Annotated in this window: 15 protein-coding genes and 1 tRNA gene; 8 read left to right on the forward strand and 8 right to left on the reverse strand. The window is 34.5% G+C overall.

Going from position 1 to position 18,796, the window contains the following annotated elements; all coding sequences use genetic code 11:
- The first annotated feature begins 168 nt into the window (after window positions 1-168).
- The gene (locus tag NMY3_RS14455) at window positions 169-588 is read left to right on the forward strand and encodes a type II toxin-antitoxin system RatA family toxin (RefSeq protein ID WP_196816519.1); all 420 of its coding nucleotides are present in this window, start codon (window positions 169-171) and stop codon (window positions 586-588) included.
- A 174-nt stretch (window positions 589-762) separates the two neighbouring features.
- On the opposite strand, the gene NMY3_RS14460 is transcribed toward NMY3_RS14455, so the two are convergent.
- Window positions 763-2,967: a CDC48 family AAA ATPase gene (locus tag NMY3_RS14460; protein ID WP_320410469.1), complete on the reverse strand. Its 2,205-nt coding sequence runs from the start codon at window positions 2,965-2,967 to the stop codon at window positions 763-765.
- 156 nt (window positions 2,968-3,123) lie between these two features.
- On the opposite strand from NMY3_RS14460, the gene NMY3_RS14465 reads away from it, so the two are divergent.
- Together NMY3_RS14465 and NMY3_RS14470 are read left to right on the forward strand one after the other, a co-directional pair.
- Window positions 3,124-3,864, forward strand: coding sequence for a hypothetical protein (locus tag NMY3_RS14465; protein ID WP_196816521.1), 741 nt, complete (start codon window positions 3,124-3,126; stop codon window positions 3,862-3,864).
- A 103-nt stretch (window positions 3,865-3,967) separates the two neighbouring features.
- Window positions 3,968-5,770 (forward strand): M3 family oligoendopeptidase, encoded by a 1,803-nt coding sequence (locus NMY3_RS14470; protein WP_196816522.1) that lies wholly within the window; start codon window positions 3,968-3,970, stop codon window positions 5,768-5,770.
- A gap of 573 nt (window positions 5,771-6,343) precedes the next feature.
- Here NMY3_RS14470 and NMY3_RS14475 read toward each other — a convergent pair.
- From NMY3_RS14475 to NMY3_RS14490, 4 genes are all read right to left on the reverse strand, one after another.
- On the reverse strand, window positions 6,344-7,375 hold the full coding sequence (locus NMY3_RS14475) for a CAP domain-containing protein (protein ID WP_196816523.1): 1,032 nt from the start codon (window positions 7,373-7,375) through the stop codon (window positions 6,344-6,346).
- Window positions 7,376-7,470: 95 nt separating this feature from the next.
- Complete coding sequence (locus tag NMY3_RS14480) at window positions 7,471-7,701, reverse strand: hypothetical protein (protein ID WP_196816524.1); 231 nt, start codon at window positions 7,699-7,701, stop codon at window positions 7,471-7,473.
- Between the two features lie 83 nt (window positions 7,702-7,784).
- The gene (locus NMY3_RS14485) at window positions 7,785-8,174 is read right to left on the reverse strand and encodes a CBS domain-containing protein (protein WP_196816525.1); all 390 of its coding nucleotides are present in this window, start codon (window positions 8,172-8,174) and stop codon (window positions 7,785-7,787) included.
- Between the two features lie 431 nt (window positions 8,175-8,605).
- Window positions 8,606-9,184 carry a methane monooxygenase/ammonia monooxygenase subunit B gene (locus NMY3_RS14490; RefSeq protein WP_196816526.1) on the reverse strand — a complete coding sequence of 193 codons (579 nt, stop codon included), beginning with the start codon at window positions 9,182-9,184 and terminating at the stop codon, window positions 8,606-8,608.
- A gap of 682 nt (window positions 9,185-9,866) precedes the next feature.
- Between NMY3_RS14490 and NMY3_RS14495 the strand changes: the two genes are divergently transcribed.
- From NMY3_RS14495 to NMY3_RS14505, 3 genes are all read left to right on the forward strand, one after another.
- Complete coding sequence (locus NMY3_RS14495; protein ID WP_196816527.1) at window positions 9,867-10,025, forward strand: hypothetical protein; 159 nt, start codon at window positions 9,867-9,869, stop codon at window positions 10,023-10,025.
- A gap of 65 nt (window positions 10,026-10,090) precedes the next feature.
- Window positions 10,091-12,124, forward strand: coding sequence for a 2-oxoacid:acceptor oxidoreductase subunit alpha (locus tag NMY3_RS14500; RefSeq protein ID WP_196816528.1), 2,034 nt, complete (start codon window positions 10,091-10,093; stop codon window positions 12,122-12,124).
- The gene (locus tag NMY3_RS14505) at window positions 12,114-13,079 is read left to right on the forward strand and encodes a 2-oxoacid:ferredoxin oxidoreductase subunit beta (RefSeq protein WP_196816529.1); all 966 of its coding nucleotides are present in this window, start codon (window positions 12,114-12,116) and stop codon (window positions 13,077-13,079) included. The genes NMY3_RS14500 and NMY3_RS14505 overlap by 11 nt, the downstream gene beginning before the upstream one ends.
- Window positions 13,080-15,233: 2,154 nt before the next feature.
- Here NMY3_RS14505 and NMY3_RS14510 read toward each other — a convergent pair.
- The gene (locus NMY3_RS14510) at window positions 15,234-15,884 is read right to left on the reverse strand and encodes an ammonia monooxygenase (protein ID WP_134482982.1); all 651 of its coding nucleotides are present in this window, start codon (window positions 15,882-15,884) and stop codon (window positions 15,234-15,236) included.
- A gap of 151 nt (window positions 15,885-16,035) precedes the next feature.
- Complete coding sequence (locus NMY3_RS14515) at window positions 16,036-16,383, reverse strand: hypothetical protein (protein WP_196816530.1); 348 nt, start codon at window positions 16,381-16,383, stop codon at window positions 16,036-16,038.
- A gap of 245 nt (window positions 16,384-16,628) precedes the next feature.
- Between NMY3_RS14515 and pdxS the strand changes: the two genes are divergently transcribed.
- Both pdxS and pdxT read left to right on the forward strand, forming a co-directional pair.
- Window positions 16,629-17,567, forward strand: a complete 939-nt coding sequence (gene pdxS, locus NMY3_RS14520) for a pyridoxal 5'-phosphate synthase lyase subunit PdxS (RefSeq protein WP_231100424.1) — start codon at window positions 16,629-16,631, stop codon at window positions 17,565-17,567.
- The gene (gene pdxT, locus NMY3_RS14525; RefSeq protein WP_196816532.1) at window positions 17,564-18,205 is read left to right on the forward strand and encodes a pyridoxal 5'-phosphate synthase glutaminase subunit PdxT; all 642 of its coding nucleotides are present in this window, start codon (window positions 17,564-17,566) and stop codon (window positions 18,203-18,205) included. Before pdxS ends, pdxT begins: the two co-directional genes overlap by 4 nt.
- A 336-nt stretch (window positions 18,206-18,541) precedes the next feature.
- On the opposite strand, the gene NMY3_RS14530 is transcribed toward pdxT, so the two are convergent.
- Window positions 18,542-18,658: transfer RNA gene (locus tag NMY3_RS14530), tRNA-Leu, on the reverse strand.
- Window positions 18,659-18,796 lie beyond the last annotated feature (138 nt).

Below are 18,796 nucleotides of genomic sequence, written 5' to 3' on the forward strand. Positions count from 1 at the left end.
AGAGAAAATGAATTATTAACTATTCACTAGCAAAATTACAATCTTTCAAAAGAATGTAGTTATCCGGTCCAAATAATAACAAGTTATTTACTAACAAGAATACAAAAGTAGAATCTAAATACACCAATATCAATACAAATTAAAATACCAAAGACATTATCGGTAATAGTGACACTAATATCTACTACCAGAATAATTAATTCTTCAGAGGAATTAATATGGAGTCTTATTTCCAATATTGATGATGATCCTGATTTTTGGCATGGTATAAAAGCTGTGAAAAATATTAAAAGAGAAGGAAATACTACCGAGCGAGAAACTACTATCGCCTTCAGACATTCGAAATGCCTCGAATTGGTAACGCTAACACCTCGAAGGCAAATAGCAATAGTGATCAGAGAAGGACCAATTGTTGGTACAAAGACAATAAATCTAGCTAAAATAGATGCAAAAAAATGTGAAATAAAAGTGGACTGGGATATCCATATGAATGGATTAATGAGTTTGTTCACATTCACTATCAAAAAACATATTTTGAAGGGAACAGATGAAGCTTTAGAAAGGATTGCCAATAAAGTCGAAAGATAACATTGTATTAATTGGATCAAATAACAAAAGCAGCCGAGGAACTAATTCAAGGTGTCGCCTAATCAATTCAGGCGTATACACAATCAATAGATTGACTATTTGAATTAGAATCCTTTCTGTTATCAACTCATGGCTATTTTTTATGGAATTTAACACAAGACATAGAATAATGATTCAGCGTATAATGTTGTGGCCCTTTGCGCTTGTCACAATACTTTCTTTTGCTAATCTAAAATGTTCAAAAGTAATTCTAAAATTCTTTAAATCCTGTTTTTTTAGTTTCCTATTTATGGTATTAGCATTAGTTACCTCGGCCTTTCTATGGTTTCTTAGATAGTCCCTTAGAGCTAAAATTGATGCATGATTAATCATGCCTTCAATTTGAGCACCAGTGAATCCATCAGTTAATTTTAAAATTCTATCAATGGTCACGGTTGTTTCATCAAGAGGCTTTTTTTTAAGATGTATCTTGACAATTTGTCTTCTGGATTCGACTGTTGGAACAGGGATCTCTATGATCCTATCAAAGCGTCCAGGTCTCAAAAGAGCACCATCTATCAAATCAATCCTATTGGTAGCACCAATGACAAATACACCATCTAAATTTTCAATTCCATCCATCTCCGTTAGAATTTGACTCATCATTTTTGCAGATGAATCTGTTCCCTCCCTCTCAGTTTTCCTTTGAAGTGCTATTGCGTCAAATTCATCAAAAAAAACAAAACACGGAGCTAGCTGTCTAGCCTTTCTGAAAACCTCCTGGATCGCCTTCTCAGATTCTCCGGCCCATTTAGATAACAATTCGGCACCCTTTATGCTGATAAAGTTTGCACCAGAATTTGAAGCGACAGCCTTTGCCAACAGAGTCTTTCCTGTTCCGGGCATTCCATATAACAGTAAGCCTTTTGGAGGTCGTATACCGGCTATTTCATATATTTCAGAATGATTTAATAGCCAATCGATCAGGTCTACTAACTCTTCTTTTAATGAATCCAAGCCACCTATTTCGCTCCACTTGACAGTTGGTTTTTGGATAGAGAACTCTCTGCTAGCTGAGGGAGTAACATCTTTCAAAGCATCATTAAAATCTGAATCAGTGATCGTTATTTTATCGAGTAAATCTTGTGGAATAGGGGTTTGATCAATATTAACTTGTGGCATCAAACGCCTTAGTGAGCGTATTGCAGCTTCTTTTGTTAAGGCCTCCAAATCTGCACCGACAAATCCATGTGTTAGTCTCGATAACCGTCCTAGGTCAACATCCCGACCAAGGGGCATCCCCTTTGTATGGATATTTAGTATATCCAGTCTTCCAGCATCATCAGGAATACCTATTTCAATCTCTCTATCAAATCTCCCTGGTCGTCTAAGGGCGGGGTCTATAGCATTTGGTCTATTTGATGCACCTATCACAATAATCTTACCCCTAGAATTTATCCCATCCATCAGTGTCAAAAGCTGTGATACTATACGTCTCTCAACCTCACCTGATACATCCTCCCGTTTTGGAGCGATAGAATCTAGTTCATCAATAAAAAGTATTGATGGAGATTTCTCTTGCGCTTGTTCAAAGGTCTCCCGCAGTCTTTTCTCACTTTCACCATAAAACTTGCTTACTATCTCAGGCCCACTTATGGTAAAGAAGGAAGCGTTTGTTTCATTTGCAACTGCTTTTGCAAGCAGTGTTTTTCCTGTGCCTGGTGGACCATACAACAATACACCTTTGGGTGCATCAATTCCTAATTTTTCGAATAATTCCGGATGCCTAATTGGCAATTCAATCATTTCACGTATTTTGAGAATTGAACTTCTAATTCCGCCAATATCCTCATAATTAATTCTTTCAAAAGCATGGGACCTATTCTTCTTAAAACTACCGATCGAAAATTTTGTGGTTGTTTTTACTAGTAGAGGACCAGTACTAGGATTCAAGAAATTTACCAAAAAAATGATCTTTTTCCCAACCAGATTAATTGGGATAGTATCCGATCTGGAGATTACCCGTCCATCCAACAGCCTACCTAGTGAATTCTTAAACCCTGAATACTCTAGCTCTTCCAATGGGATCAACTGAACTTCCTTAGCCACACTCACAATTCCAACCGGACTAACCATAATATGATCATCTATTCCACTTTCCAGAATACCTCGGGTATAACCATCAATTCGAATTATCCTCCTGCCATAATCTGATGATAACCCTTCAGACAGTTTGACATATGTGAGACCTTTTTTTCCTTTTAATTTCAAAACATCCCCGACATTTAGCTGAAGATCACCAAGTATTTTAGGATCCACTAGGGCCAAGCCTTTGCCCACAAAATTAATTTTGGTTTCTGCTATTTTTAAGGGAACTTCAATAGTATTCTTCGTAGTAATTTACCTCGTACTTAGAAAGACAGAATTTTCAACATGATAAACAATCAAAATAACCACATTACAAACCCATTACATCATGAAATGATTTGTACATTATATAAATTATTTGGATACTTAGTAAAGTTTATTTTATTCGAGAACCATTTATTACATGTAATGTACGTCCGAGACATCTCGGTCCCACAGGCTGTAAAAGAGATTATCTTGTCAAATGATTTATACTTAAAAGCAGTAAAATCCGGAATTGCTAATTACACTGCAATAGCCAACAAGATACAATCCGACGTAGAAGCAGTTACTGGAACAAGAGTTAACACAGGCACTATTGTAGTGGCTATTAAAAGATTCGCAGATCTGATAAATAAATCAGTAAATTTAGAAAAGCAAAGGGTAGAGGATGAATCAAATGGAAATTATGTAGTTGGAATTGAATCTAAAGAGAACAAATCAGCTATATCTTCCCAAGACGCAAGGATGAAACTGACTGGAAGCATAATCGATATTGACTTGGGTAATCAAAATTCATTCAAGAATGTAAATGACTTGTTAGATGAATTTACACAAGAAACTTTGATCGATTACAATTTGATACGAACAACCGAAAAAATAAGGATAGTAACTGAAGATATGTTTAATTCAAGAAAAATTATTTCATCCATAACAGAAAAATGTAATGGTAAGATAACTGCAGGATTGTCAAGAATTACAATATCTCTATTTTCCGATAATATAGTTGGAATTAGACAACTGTTATTTAGTATATTTGATGTTTTGAACAATTATAAAATCACTTTAAATAACGTTTTTTTTGGCAGTAATGAAATCGTCCTGATATTAGAAAAGGACCAAGCAATACGCGCTTATGAATTACTACAAAAAAAAATTTTTAGAAACTAGAAAGTCAATAAATATTATATACATTGCAGACATGATTGGATAACCCTGATTCTTTACTTGTGTTCTTAAAGACAAATAAACCCGACGAATACAAGGTAAAAGCATGTTAAAGACATTAAAAATGAAAACTGGAGCATGGGATTTGTCAGAACTCTTGAAGGATCCTATCAAGAATGAGTTCAACAAATCACTTGGCGATATCAATACTAAAGTAACAAACTTTGAGGAGAAAAAGTCATCTTTAGAACAAAACATTTCTACAACTGATTTTTTGAAATTAATTAAAGATTCTGAAGATATTGCAGAATCTTTAAGTTATGTTGCTGGGTACGTTCATTTGAAGTATGCTGAAGATACCTCTTCAAATGATATTGGTGCATTAGTCACAAAGATAAATATTTTTTCTTCAGAAATATCAAACAAACTTTTATTCTTTGATTTATGGTTCAAGAAAGTGTTGGACGAGGAAAATGCCGATCGTTTAACAAAGGGAGTTCCAGATGTTTACAAAGATTATTTACTTCATGAGCGTTCCATGTCAAAATATACTCTGAATGAATCAGAAGAGAAGATAATAAACATACTAGATGTTACGGGGATAAGTGCATTAATCAAGATTTATGATAGGATGACAAATGGTTTTGAGTTTGAGTATATAGAAGAAAGAGGAACAAGAAAGATAAGAAAAACTATTACTAACAAGGAAAAGCTGGTTTCTTTGGTGAGAAGTTCTAGATCTTCTGAAAGAGTTGCTGCCTATAAATCGTTGTTGTCAACGTACAAGAAAAATAGCGGAGTTTTGGGTGAGATTTACATCAACCGGATTTTAAACTGGAATAATGAATACATCTTACTTCGAGGCTTTCCAACACCAATTTCTGTAAGAAACTTATCAAACAATATTAGCGATGAGACAATCAGGGCGCTTCTTAGTGTGTGCAGATCTAATTCTAAAGTCTTTCACCAGTATTTCAGGGAAAAGGCAAAGATACTGAAGGTTAAGAAACTAGAGAGATATCATCTTTATGCACCACTAAAAACACAGAATCAGAAGAAAGTTACTTTTGGAGAGGCTCTTAAAATGGTTTTAGAGGCTTTTGATGATTTTCATCCAGAGTTCAAAAATATAGTTCAAGGTTTGGTTACTAAAAAACATATCCATTCAAAGCTTCAAGACAATAAACAGGGTGGAGCTTTTTGTTCAACAATAAGTCCCAAAGTCGACCCTTTCGTACTCTTGAATTTTGACGGTACTTTAAGGGACATTTCAACCATGGCGCATGAATTTGGGCATGCAATTCATAGTGTTCTTGCAGCGGATAAACCGATTAGCGTGCAACATCCTTCCTTACCATTAGCAGAAACTGCTTCGGTATTTGGAGAGATGATACTCAACGATCGGCTTTTGGATCAGGTCAAGAAAAAAGATAAGAAAATCATGTTAGCAGAACAAATAGATGACTTTTACGCAACGATTATGAGACAAGCCTATTTTACGATTTTTGAGATTTCAGCGCATGAAATGATCGGAAAAAATAGTGCTACAAACATAGACGAATTATCAGATATTTATATGGATAATTTAAAAGAACAATTTGGAAATTCATTAAGGTTATCCGATGATTTTAAATACGAATGGCTATACATTCCTCATTTTTATCATTCACCCTTCTATTGCTATGCGTATTCATTTGGAAATCTACTAGTAATGTCTTTATATCAACAATTCAAGAATGAGGGTAGAGGATTCATACCCAAATACATTAGGATCCTGTCATCGGGAGGCTCGAAAAAACCTGAAGATTTACTATTAAATGAGGGCATTGACATCTCTAAAGAAGAATTCTGGCAAAAAGGATTTGATCTCGTTAATGACAAAATAAGTGAGATGAACAAAATTAAATGATATCCTAGTGTATCCTTTTATTGCATCTGATCCGATAGTATGTTTAGCTAATTATACGAATCCGATCAATATTTTAGTTATTCGTAGCTGGTAATCCCATAACCACTTTGGTCAATTGCAAGGGTTAAGAATAAAGGATTATTCGTGATCTAATTGCAATTATTTCTTATTTAATAGACATTGTGTAAACATAATTGGACATGATTTGATCCTAATAATCATCAATAATTATTTTGATTTATCACAAAGAGCACAAATCCTCAATTCTTCATAGAGGAACTTTATCTTGTAATAGCTTGAAAGTATTTTAGTTAGATCAATAAATATTCAGGACTAGGTAACTATGGCTTGTAGTCATTAGGGGTAAAACAAAAATGCATTTCTTGAGAGACTGTAGTCTTTTTGTAGTCATAAATCTCCCCTGTCAACCACTTTTTTATTTTTTGGATATTGGATGCAGACTGACGTACGTGGACAGAATGGTATATGGACAAAACTTGAGAGCAAATCTAAAGCAGTAATAAAATAAAGAAACTTGTAAAAGAAATTAGCAAATCCAAACAGAAAATTACACTAGTCAAATCGCAGAACAGCTTTATTGTGGATGACGTATGAAGTTAGGGGGACTACTTCTCTTGGAGAAGTCCCTTCATCAGTGTCATGAGTTGAAGTATTCATAGTCTTATTAGCGGCGTACAATACCATGGTAATTATCCTGTCATTTAAAACGAAATCGTCAGGAAATTTAAATGAGAGATTTATTCTGTCATCAAGAATATCCCAATTTTCCGCCTCAATTATACGATAAGATTCTGGTTGAACATACTGTTCATAAAATTCTAAAGGTTTACTTACGATTAGTCCCAGGTCCCCCATGCTATAGTTTAATTTATTTTTGTTCACTTCGTACTCCCTCTCATTAGGTAAGTTGTCAATATAGAATGAAATGTGACTTAATTGCAGATTTTTTTTTGGATCAAGCATTTTTGCTTCCAATAAATACTCATCGTTTTCATTTGAAAGATTATATCTCAGATAATTGTTTTCAAAATTCTGAACGAGAACAAAATAATATTCATTAAAGGCTATCCCAATACTTACATTTGTATGAAGTTTGTTCAAAATATTGTTTTTATGACCATCGTGACAGCACAAGAAATCATCGAACATCATAGAGTTTTCTAGCTTATCAATTGCATCAAAAGGATCTAGTGGCTCACAGTATAATCTTGAATCACTGGTACAAAAAGAATGAGATGTCATTCCTTTCATGACATCATCGGTATTGATATAGCTTATTTGACCAATGTTTTGCTGTACGTAACCTGTGCCATTATGTAAAGAATACAGCATATAGGGTTTCAACCCGTTCTTGCTCCAATGGGATAAAATCTCTGATTGTAGTATTTCAGATGCATGATATTGAGCAGCCTTATTATCGCTTAGAGATAAAGGGTTGAGCCCCACATTCAATCGATCGGTATTTATCTTGGATAATGCATAGCTCTGCAATATCTTCAAACTAGAAGTTCCATTAATGGAAAACGCTTCTTGAAAGTCTGTAATACAGGCTAAAGAAATGAGAATTATTAGAATATTAGACATTAGAAGGATAAGGAACATTTCAATTATTATTTAGCAAATGGTGTTCTGCTGGTTACATATTAAGAAATGCAGGCCAGCCCACATATGAAAAATCTTTACAAACATTTTGATAATCCCATTTTGTCATTCTGGTTGTCAAAACGATTTCGACCCACCTTTTGGAACAAGATGGCAGAAGTTATCAAAATTAAGGATATGACAACAGCTGAGAGAATCTGAGACCCAGAGATCCCCAATAATAATCCTAGTGCTAAGGACACTGTAAAGATAATCACAATGATTGGTACCCATTTTTTAAGTAATACCTTTTTATCAAAATTAATCATACAGCATACAAAGGTGTTGCATAACAAATTAAGGGTTACTGGTGATAAGAGGAAATGGCACTTGACATAAAATAAATAACAATCTAATCAATCAGCTCGACTATCCCTTGAGTTAGCATGATCCTGCGTAATTCTTTAGCTAAATCTGTGACAGTGATTATCCCTATCACTTTCCCGTTTGATATAACAGGCAATCGTCTTATTCGATTATTGATCATTCGTTGCACCGCAACATCCACAGGAGTATCTGGTGCTGCAAAGGTCTGAATCTTGGACATTAATTCAGATATCTTCACTTCTGATGACACCCTATCATTCGCACAAACCCTTTTAACAAAGTCTCGTTCCGTAATGATTCCGAGCAATTCATCTTCATCCTGAACTATCAGGGAGCTGATCCTTTTTTCTTTCATAAGCAAAGCGGCATCTAATGCAGATTTATTAGAATTAATCGTAACAACATGACTAGACATGATCTCACTTACCACTTCTTGCATAACAGTTTCTTAACCATTAAATAAAAAAAGATTTCTCTTAGTCATGATAATTCATACCAATTCTATTAATTTTTGAGCACATGTATAGCCGATGGTTCACTATATAGCTATCACAAAAGATTTAAAAATAATTGTGTTAAAATAAATACATAGAAATGGAAAGCAAGAACTTTTTTACTACAATTTTGAATAAAATCCGTCTCATAAGAGCATCAAGGAAGCATAAGGTAACAGCATAACTTATGCAAGATTTAATATTTTGACTAAAATAGTATTATTAATTTTTTCCCATAAATAAAATATTGTTAAAAGGGCTACAAAGTTCAACTATTTATTAATAGTTTTGAAAAGATTATTACCATAAAATTACAATTTAGGATTTGAATTATGAAACAAAAAAAAATAGATTAAATTACTTGCCACGGCCTTGTAGCAAATGTTACTCCAAGCCCAGCAGCAATAATTATGCTCTGATATATTATGTTGTTCCACGGAATTGGTTTAAGTATTGGTTCTCCAACTACCTGAATAGTTTGACCTGGACCCAAACCTGGACCTACGTTTGCAAGATTGAGTTGGGTGTGAACGTGATAAATCCCAGGTTCTAATGCCTTTGCTTCAATTTGGTATGGAACGGTTTCTTGTGGTTGAATTTCAAGGATGTTTCCTGGTGGATCTCGACTAACGAATTCCCATCTGTTTCCAGCATTGGTAGATTCACTGAAAAGTGATATCCAACCTCTCATTGGTCTATTTACCAAACTTTGAAGTTCGCCTGTAACTACCAATGTGTCACCAGTGTTTAGAGATTGAGCTGAAAAAGCTTCATCGTTGATTCTAACGAATCTACTTTGAAGCTGAGCTTGAACTCCGTGACCATCAGCCATTGGAAGTAGTGCAATAATACTAGCTAATATGGATGCTCCTGCGATAAAGGTTACAATTAGAAACACCATAGCGGGTTTGTTGCCGCTCTTCTTATTCATCTAGGGATTCAACTTCTTACATAGATAAAAAGTTTGCTGTATCCTCTAATCGTTAAACATCAATTTTTTATAACAATAATCAAACATTGTCGAAATTCTATAACATACACAGACATTTCACCTAAATCATATTAGAAGATGAAAAATCAGGTAGAATGAAAATTCCAGTGATGTTAATAGAATCATGAAAAAGATTGATTTCTAATTGCAAATATCGAATATCATGAATCTAGGGTTTTCGAATCGTAGTACGAACCTTCTTTATTTTTAGATGGGATTTAGTTGCAACGAATGATTGCGATATGTACCCAACTTGGATACTTCTTTTTGTAATTCTTATCTTTATTATTGATACTGTCCACCACTATTTAGGATCTTATCTGAGGTGCAGTGAGCTAGTTAAATTTTAGAGGCCTCGCGAAATTTGTGTTTGAAATATCATACTAAATACAAAGCACAAAGTTTTGTGATTTATTAATTAAATCTATTGGAGTCATTAGAGATTCATTGTTATATCAGAACATCCATTTCTTCATTCTAGACCCAGACTTTATCACTCGAGCTAGATAGTGTAAATAATCTAACACAATCAAAATATCCTGGGAAATTTAACAAGTTTTTGAACAAATTCTATTCAAACTAAGTATAAGTATTAATACGATGATCTGGTTAAAATAGGCTATTGAATCAAGGAACTGATTTCCAGTTAGATGAAAGCGAAGAAACAGTGTTGTGTGATCTTTGTGGAAATGTTCTTGAAGCATGCATGTGCGTATGTCCTTACTGTGGAAGAGGAGATAAATGTGAGTGTTGTATTCATGATTCGATGACTGGCGGTTGAACAAACTTCTTAATTTAGATGGGTTGAAACTATAATAAGAACAAGCGCAGATATTAATATTATTAATGGCTATTTCTAGAGAGTCCATTTCTTGGGTTATTGGTGGGCCTCAAGGAAGCGGAGTAGATTCAGCGTCCCACATATTTCTAAAATCTATAGCGATGTCGGGTCTAAATGTATTCGGGAAGAGAGAATACCACTCAAACATAAAAGGAGAACATAGTTACTTTTCTGTCAGATTTTCAAATCAAATTGTAAGGTCTCATGTCGATGATATCGATATTCTTGTAACATTTGATGCTGAAACTATAGTAAGACATTCTCCATTCTTAATGAAAGGTGGAATATTAATTTATGATCCGGATGTTGTAGGAAAGAAAATTGAAGATATACACACTTTGGACAAATCATCCGAAAAGAGAATATCACATATCTTAAAGAGCAATAACAAAGAATTTAGTCTTGCAGGAATAATTGAGGAGCTCAAAGAGAGGAAAGTCATACTGGTAAAATTACCATATACTAAATTAATAAACAAGTTTTCTGAGGCTATTCAGGATCATTCCCTAAGTAAATTAGCAAGGATTACCAACGTAATGTCACTTGCAGCTTCACTAGCGGTTTTAGATTTTGATATTCCCCTTATGGAACAAGGGATACTAGATACCTTTGCTAACAAACCAAAGATAGCAGAACTCAATGTGAAAGCGGCAAATTTCACTTATTCGTATGTTAAGGAGAACTTTGGTGCGATCCCAGAAAAATTTTCATTTATATCAAAAATACAGAATGAAGCTAAAAGCAATTCCATTATTGCACAAGGAAATCAAACTTCACCTCTAGGAAAGATGGTGGCCGGCTGTAGATTTCAAACATACTATCCTATCACGCCAGCTACCGATGACAGCGAATATCTAGAATCAAACCAGATTATAGATCAAAACGATAATGATATTGGATCAGTGGCAGTAATTCAAACGGAAGATGAGATAGCCGCTATAACTATGGCTATTGGAGCAGCTTTAACCGGTGTACGAGCCTGTACTACTACTTCAGGTCCAGGGTTTTCTTTGATGGCAGAAGCATTAGGATGGGCAGGAATAAATGAAGTCCCTTTGTTAGTTAGTTTGTATCAACGTGCAGGACCATCGACTGGACTACCCACAAGACAAGAGCAAGGAGATCTACTATTTGCAATTAATGCAGGACATGGTGAATTTCCTAGGATAGTCTATTCGTCTGGAGACATCGAAGAAAGCTTTTACGATACGATTAGAGTATTCAATTATGCAGATATTTTCCAGACGCCAGTTATTCATATGTTAGACAAGTATCTTTCTAATAGCATTATTACGTGCAGCCCATTTGAATATAAAAATCTGAAGATAGAAAGGGGAAAATTATTAGAGGGTAATTTGATAGAGATTAAACAACAAGGCTTTCCAGATCACTTTAAAAGGTTCGAATTGAACGATGATCCGATTACAATACGAGTACCGTTAGGCACAGAAAATGGTATATTCTGGAATACGGGCGATGAACATGATGAAATGGGTCATATAACTGAAGACCCAGAGACTAGGATCAGCATGATGGAAAAGAGATTATCCAAATTAGAATTAATTCAGAATAAAATTCCTAAAGAAGAACAAATTGTGATCGAATTTGAAAATAATATAAGCAGTAAAGCAAAAAAATTAATCGTAATAGTTAGTTGGGGATCTACGAAAGGAGCAATTTTAGATTCATTAGAAAAAATAACAGAATCAGATGACAAAACTCAATTCTTGTACCTTCAAATCAAATTATTAAATCCTTTTCCAGGAAAACTTTTGGAAGACATTGTAAATAATAAAATGAAAAAATTGAATACTGGTGATAACAAGATCTCCAACATTGAAACAATAATAACAATTATTGAGATGAACTATTTGTCGCAATTGGACGTTCTAATAAAACAAAATACAACCTTGCAATCAGATCACAACATACTAAAATATAATGGTAGGCCAATGTCTCATACCGAAATATACAATTCTTTATTAAACATAATAGATAACCAATCAGATCGGAGAGTGGTATTAACAGATGGAGTATAAATTAGCCGATTTTAAGACACCAGTTCATAATGACTGGTGTGCAGGTTGTGGAGACTTTGGTATACTTAATGCAATACAAATGTCTCTTTATGAATTAGAAATACTTCCGCATCAAGCTGCAATTTTTTCTGGAATTGGATGTTCGGGAAAAACCCCTCATTTCATTAATACATTTGGAATACACACACTACATGGCAGAGTCTTGCCTTTCGCTCAAGGAGCCAAATTGGCCAATCCGAATTTGAAAATTCTGGCTGTTGGTGGCGATGGAGATGGATTGGGAATAGGCTCTGGACATTTTGTAAACTCAGGAAGAAGAAATATTGATCTCACATATATTATTTATAATAACGGGGTTTATGGATTAACCAAGGGACAAGCATCACCCACTCTAAAATTAGGGATGAAGACAAAATCTCTGCCTCAGCCCAATGTAAATGATAGTATTAATCCCATAGCATTGGCTTGTATTAGTGGTTTCACCTATATAGCAAGAGGATACTCATATGACATTAAACATCTAAAGGAGGTTATTAAGAAGGGAATTGAACATGAGGGTTTATCCTTTATTGACGTATTACAGCCTTGTCCTACTTACAATGACATAAACACAAAGGAATGGTATCAAAGTTTTACTCTAGATGAGAATAATCCTTCGATAAGAATTCCCAAGATATACAAGCTAGAAGAAGAAGGGTATAACGGGGTAGTGGATAATGATGAGGAGTCATCAAATAAGATAATCAAAGCTATAGAAAAATCAAAGGAATGGGAAAATAGAATTCCTGTTGGGGTATTTTATGAAAATAAGAATACGCCTACATATGAAGAAAGATTACAAGGCAGAATTGACAATTACAAGGAATATCCACCAGCACTGCAAAGAATAAAAGATAAAAACGGAAATCCAAATATCAACATAGACAGGTTGCTCGATGAGCTTAGAACAAAATAATCTGGTACTAAATTCTAGTCCTTCTTCAAATTTCACATTTTACTATTTTCGTACTAAAACTTTAATTCTTGTTAAAGCATCATTATGCTCTCGATGTAATAATCTGTATAAACAGATATTAATACAAGATAGAAAAAATTTTCACAATTATCAGTGGTTTGCCATAGTTAAACTCATCATAGTTTAGTTACACGAAGTCATTTGAGTTCATATATATAGTAATTTACACTACCAGATTATCCTCTGACCTGATAGCAAATAATATAATCCTAGATTGATGGTTTTAATTTCACTTCAAACCATATAGTGGCCTTGCAGTGTGAAATTCCTATACTTTTGCTCAATGTTAGCGTTTTTGAAAATATATGACTATATTATGTAAATTTCTGTTATTAGTGAGTGTTTTTTATAATTTTCTTCATTAATTCCTGAATCAGAATACTTAGTACAAACTAACTAAAAATTCAATAGTTGCTTGCCCATTAGATTTCATATCGTAAATTCAAGGATACCGATATTATATAGAGATTCGTTATATCTACATGTATATATTGAATAATTATGAATAGTTTGGTATGCTTTTTGTCATGTAATCAATAGAAAGGGCGATATCAAAACCCTAAACCTAATGTATAGATGAAGCCTCCAAAAGGAGGTTTATTTCGTGCATATAGATGCTTGGACTAATGTATGCTAGTCCAGGGATTAAATAGGTCTTTTGTATTTGGGTAGCAACAATGGTCCTAAATCCTGAGGTATCGAATCCCAAATGCGGTCTTCTTTCCAGTTAATGTAGAAATTTTGAATATGTATTGTCTTTTCTTTTGTCTTTTTTATGTCATTAAGCAGAGCACATTAGATTTTCTGGGTAATCAACAGGGATTAATCATATCTTCTAACCATTATAATCCATCTGGTAACTAACAGGTATTCATTATCTGGTAGTTTACCAATCATGAAACTATTTCTGAAACTCCATCATACTTTCTTAACTTATTCCTAAACACATCATTCATTATTCTGTACCTTTTTATTCTGCAGATGGCATGACATGTTCTACCACTATTCTTTTCGCAGAATGGTTCTTGTTGTACTCTTTTTCTGTTCTGCAGTTAGCTGGCAACCTTACTCCTCCTTGATAGGTAATGATGATTATTGTTGAGGAAAGTATTTTTCCACTCCTAGAAAGCCAAGGTCAAACATAAAACCTGTCAAGATATAGGTATGTGTGAGGTATATGGACGATAATATGCCAAGACCATGATAATAGATAACCCTGTCTTTAACATCCAGTTTGAAACTTCGTCTACCAGCCAGCCCCAACGCTCTTTCTCTCTATCTCTCTTATTTTGAGATAAGCGCTTTATCTCGTGTTTTGGATAGGATATTTTGATAAATTACTTTATAAATATCATCAAATTGTTTGACTGAAAGACCGGTGAATGACTTGAAAAATGTGCGTTTCCTGGATAATCTATAGTGAGATAACAAATGGAAAAAGACATCTTTACATAAGATGTACAGAAATAAAGCTGTTTAGACTAATTACACAAAAGAGATTTTTACCTATTTATCTTTTATAACTTGATTCACATACTACAATAGTATATAGTCACGATCTGGTGGTGGTCGTTGGATTGAATTTTATTATCAATAGTAGGAATTAATTTTGCATTTATGAGAAAAGTTAACCTGTGTCACTTGAGACACATTCATTTACTTAATTTCCCTTAATATATCTATATACCATTCCACTTAAATGTAAATCAAACGGTCACTCAACAAATTCAACCTTATTTGTATCACAAATATCGTTTAATTTCTCTTTTTGTATATCTTTTAAAAATAATTCAGAGAAATTGCAATATTCACACATCTTTTCTAAAGCTGTTTGGACTAATTACACAAAAGATCAATAGTACCAGTGGAATCCATTAATCAATCCAAAATGACTAGATTATCAATATTGTTTCAACAAATAAGAATACAAAGTCAAATCAGTGAGAGACTATACCTAACTTTCTATAACCTAATATAACTTGGTAGTAAAATCATTTCCACAATTCGGCTTATAGAATATTTTTGAGAATTTTAATATTACGTATAGGTTCTTAATTTTTTATAAATTCTGATTTTTAAAATAAAAAAAGGGGTTTAGTCCCACTTACTCCATGCAGCCATCCATCTGTAAGTCCAAGTATTGAGTTTTGCACCCAAGGCCGCTATAGGTACACAAAGCACCGCTCCAGCTCCTGCTCCCAACGCGACAGGACTGTTATAGAACTTTCCTACCTGTGGTTCAATTGGAGTCATGTATGGTGGTAATGTGGGTCTAGGATATTTGAATGCCATTTCTAATGGGTCAGCAACCAGCAATAAGTTAATCATATTAAACAGTGGGAGTGACATTCCTACCAATACACCACCAATTAATATAGCCGCGTGTTTGTTTCTTCTTGTTGCCCAGTACGCCAAATCCAATAACATAGCAGACGGTATCCAAACAGGAACCACGACAAAATCGTACGGGTATCCCAATGCGAACCATGCTCCTTTGGCAACCCATGTATAAATCGTCATAATAGTTGCGTAATACGTAGCCGTGCCAGGGACACCGGTAAACAACATATAGTATATAGCTCCTACCACAAGCATTGTGGATTGAGAAATCGAGAATACGACGAATGATGTCCATGCCCAGTCAGTATAGAAGATATAATCTCCTGCGTTGATTGTAAGCAACGTACTATTTACTGCAACAACAACTATGAACAAATAGTGAGTTGTACGTCTTAACCAGACCATTATTATGCTGTTCTTATAGGTAGTATATAAGATTTTGTGTATATTTTTTTAAAAATCTACAATTACTTGAATAAATAATTTAATTATGACTATTTCTAAACTATTAATAATATCTATAATTTTTGAACTTAAAAAGATAAAATGTAGGATATTACATCCTTACTGGTTTTTCACCAGCTATTTTCAGCATCCAGATCATTCCCAAAACTTCAATAACGGTCAAAACAGATAGAGCATATAGACCACTTGGTAACGGATATGCCCATGGATACACAGTAACACCAACATAGACACCACCAGCTGTAGCCACCCAACATAATATAAAGCCCAAAACTATAATACCTCTCATATTTTCGACTCTACGGCCAATCATACGCTCGATTTCGTCTCTGCTTGCTCCTGATGAACCACTACTGCCACCACCACTATTACTACTACCACTATTACTACTACCAGATCCAGTTTGTGCACTAGGTTTATACCCTTTTGGTAAAGTCATTATTTGTAATAAAGACGGTTCCTTTTTAAATTTTGCTATTGAGTTTGACGATTTAAAACTAGCACGTTGTAATTATGATATCTGAATATTTTTGAATCAAAATCACAAATCCTTTTCAATGATTATACAACAAAAATCAAAATTTTTCTTATCTGAAATGTAACCCATTTTGAAAAAATATACCTATATAGCGTTTTATTTAATAAAAAAACATGGCTATTTCATTAATACCCGCAAACAGGAAAATGAAGGGTCAAAAGGTCTCGACACAAGGAGACAACACCGTTGTAAAAGGGAGTATTTTGGTAAAGAGGGGCTTTGCCCACATGCAAAAACACGGAGTAATTATGGATGTTACTAATGTTGAACAAGCTCAAATAGCAGAAGAAGCGGGAGCGGTAGCTGTGATGGTTTTGGACAAGTTACCTTATGATGTTAGAAAAGCAGGAGGGGTAGCAAGAACAGCTGGAGTAAAAACGATCGAAGAGATAATGAATGCCGTATCAATCCCTATCATGGCAAAATGTAGAATAGGTCATTACTCCGAAGCCAAAATGCTCGAAACTTGTGGAGTAGATATGATCGATGAGAGCGAAGTTTTAACTCCCGCTGACGAAGAAAATCACATTTGGAAGTGGGAGTTCACTACACCTTTTGTAAATGGTGCAAAGAATTTGGGGGAGGCATTACGAAGAATAGAGGAAGGTGCTTCAATGATAAGAACTAAAGGTGAACCCGGAACCGGAAATGTTGCTGAAGCGGTTAATCATATTAGAAAATTGAATAAGGAAATAAGGTTATTAAAGGCAGCCTATTTGGATAACGATTATCAAGAAATAATAAAACTCGCTAGGGATTACAGGGTTTCCATGGAGGTAGCATCGGAAGTGGGCAGACTAGGTAGGCTTCCCATAGTAAACTTTGCAGCTGGTGGTATTACTACTCCAGCTGATGCCTCTTTCCTGATGAAATTAGGTTGTGATGGTGTTTTCGTTGGTTCTGGTATATTCAAATCAGACGACCCATCTTCAAGGGCAAGAGCGGTTGTATTGGCCACTACATTTTATGATAATGAAAAGGAGGTTTTGGAGGCTCAAAAGATGGTAGATGAAAAAAAGTCACTTATTGGATTAGACACAAAAAATTTGGATCTGCGAATGCAAGAGAGAGGACCTGCAGTTTGAACTCCCTATTAAAAGTAGGTATTCTAAGCATTCAAGGCGATATTGAGGAAAATTCAAACGCAATTAAGGAATCATTTAAAGAACTAGAAATTGAAGGCACGGTAGTCTATATGAAAGATTTAAAAGATTTAGAAGAAATTGATGGACTAATTATTCCAGGAGGTGAAAGTACAGTAATAGGTATGCTCTTATTCCTAAAGGGGGTTCAACCAGATTTAATCAGAAAAAAGATCCAAGAGGGCCTACCAATATTAGGAACTTGTGCTGGACTCATAATGCTATCGAATAAGGCATATGATAAAACTATTGGCGAGACAAAACAAGCATTATTAAAAGTTCTGGACGTTACAATAGAACGTAACGCCTTCGGACGTCAGCATGAATCCTTTGAGTCTGAATTAGATATATCATATTTAGGAGAAAGAAAATTCAATGGAGTTTTTATAAGAGGTCCAGCCATAACTGAGATCGGTAATGATGTAGAAATCATTGCAGAATATGATAAAAAGATCGTAGCCGTCAGGCAGAATAACATCTTGGGAACATCATTTCATCCTGAACTTGCCAACGATAACAGGTTCCATACCAATTTAGTAAAGTTAATGGTAGATTACAATAAATCCAGAAAAGAAAAATGACAAAACCGAACTCATGAGTAACAGGAACAAGACCCTGAAATAAGACCTGAAAAAATCATAAAGTTATGCGTTAGGTCATATGAACACGCATTACAACCTATATCGTTGATCTATTCTCGTCAGCTCACCTTTAATGATGCGTCAATGTATGCATCTCAAAGGTTTTGTTTCTAATACAATTATAACTTATTGTAAAGCTAAAAAATTTGTATTAACTTTTCATAGTCTTTGTAAATTAAGTGACAATTGTAAGCAAGGCATGTAACTTGACAAGTCCAGGCAAATTTAGAAGACAAGACCGAGCCTCAATTCTGGTAGTAAAGCCATATAGAAAGGTGCGGGGGGTGGGATTTGAACCCACGGACCCCTAAGAGACGGGATCCCTTATATAGATCTTAAGTCCCGCGTCTCCAAAATATTATTATTTATTTGGCCAGGCTCTACAACCCCCGCCCAACTAAGGTTAATTTTGAAACACTAATATATATATCATGAATTGTAAATCCTTTAATCAGTAGGCATATAGCCGAAATTTAATCCCGGAGTGATTGATTTGTCAAAATGTTTAATAAATCGTTCACTTTCCAAAAT

Source organism: Candidatus Nitrosocosmicus oleophilus (assembly GCF_000802205.1).
GTDB lineage: Archaea > Thermoproteota > Nitrososphaeria > Nitrososphaerales > Nitrososphaeraceae > Nitrosocosmicus > Nitrosocosmicus oleophilus.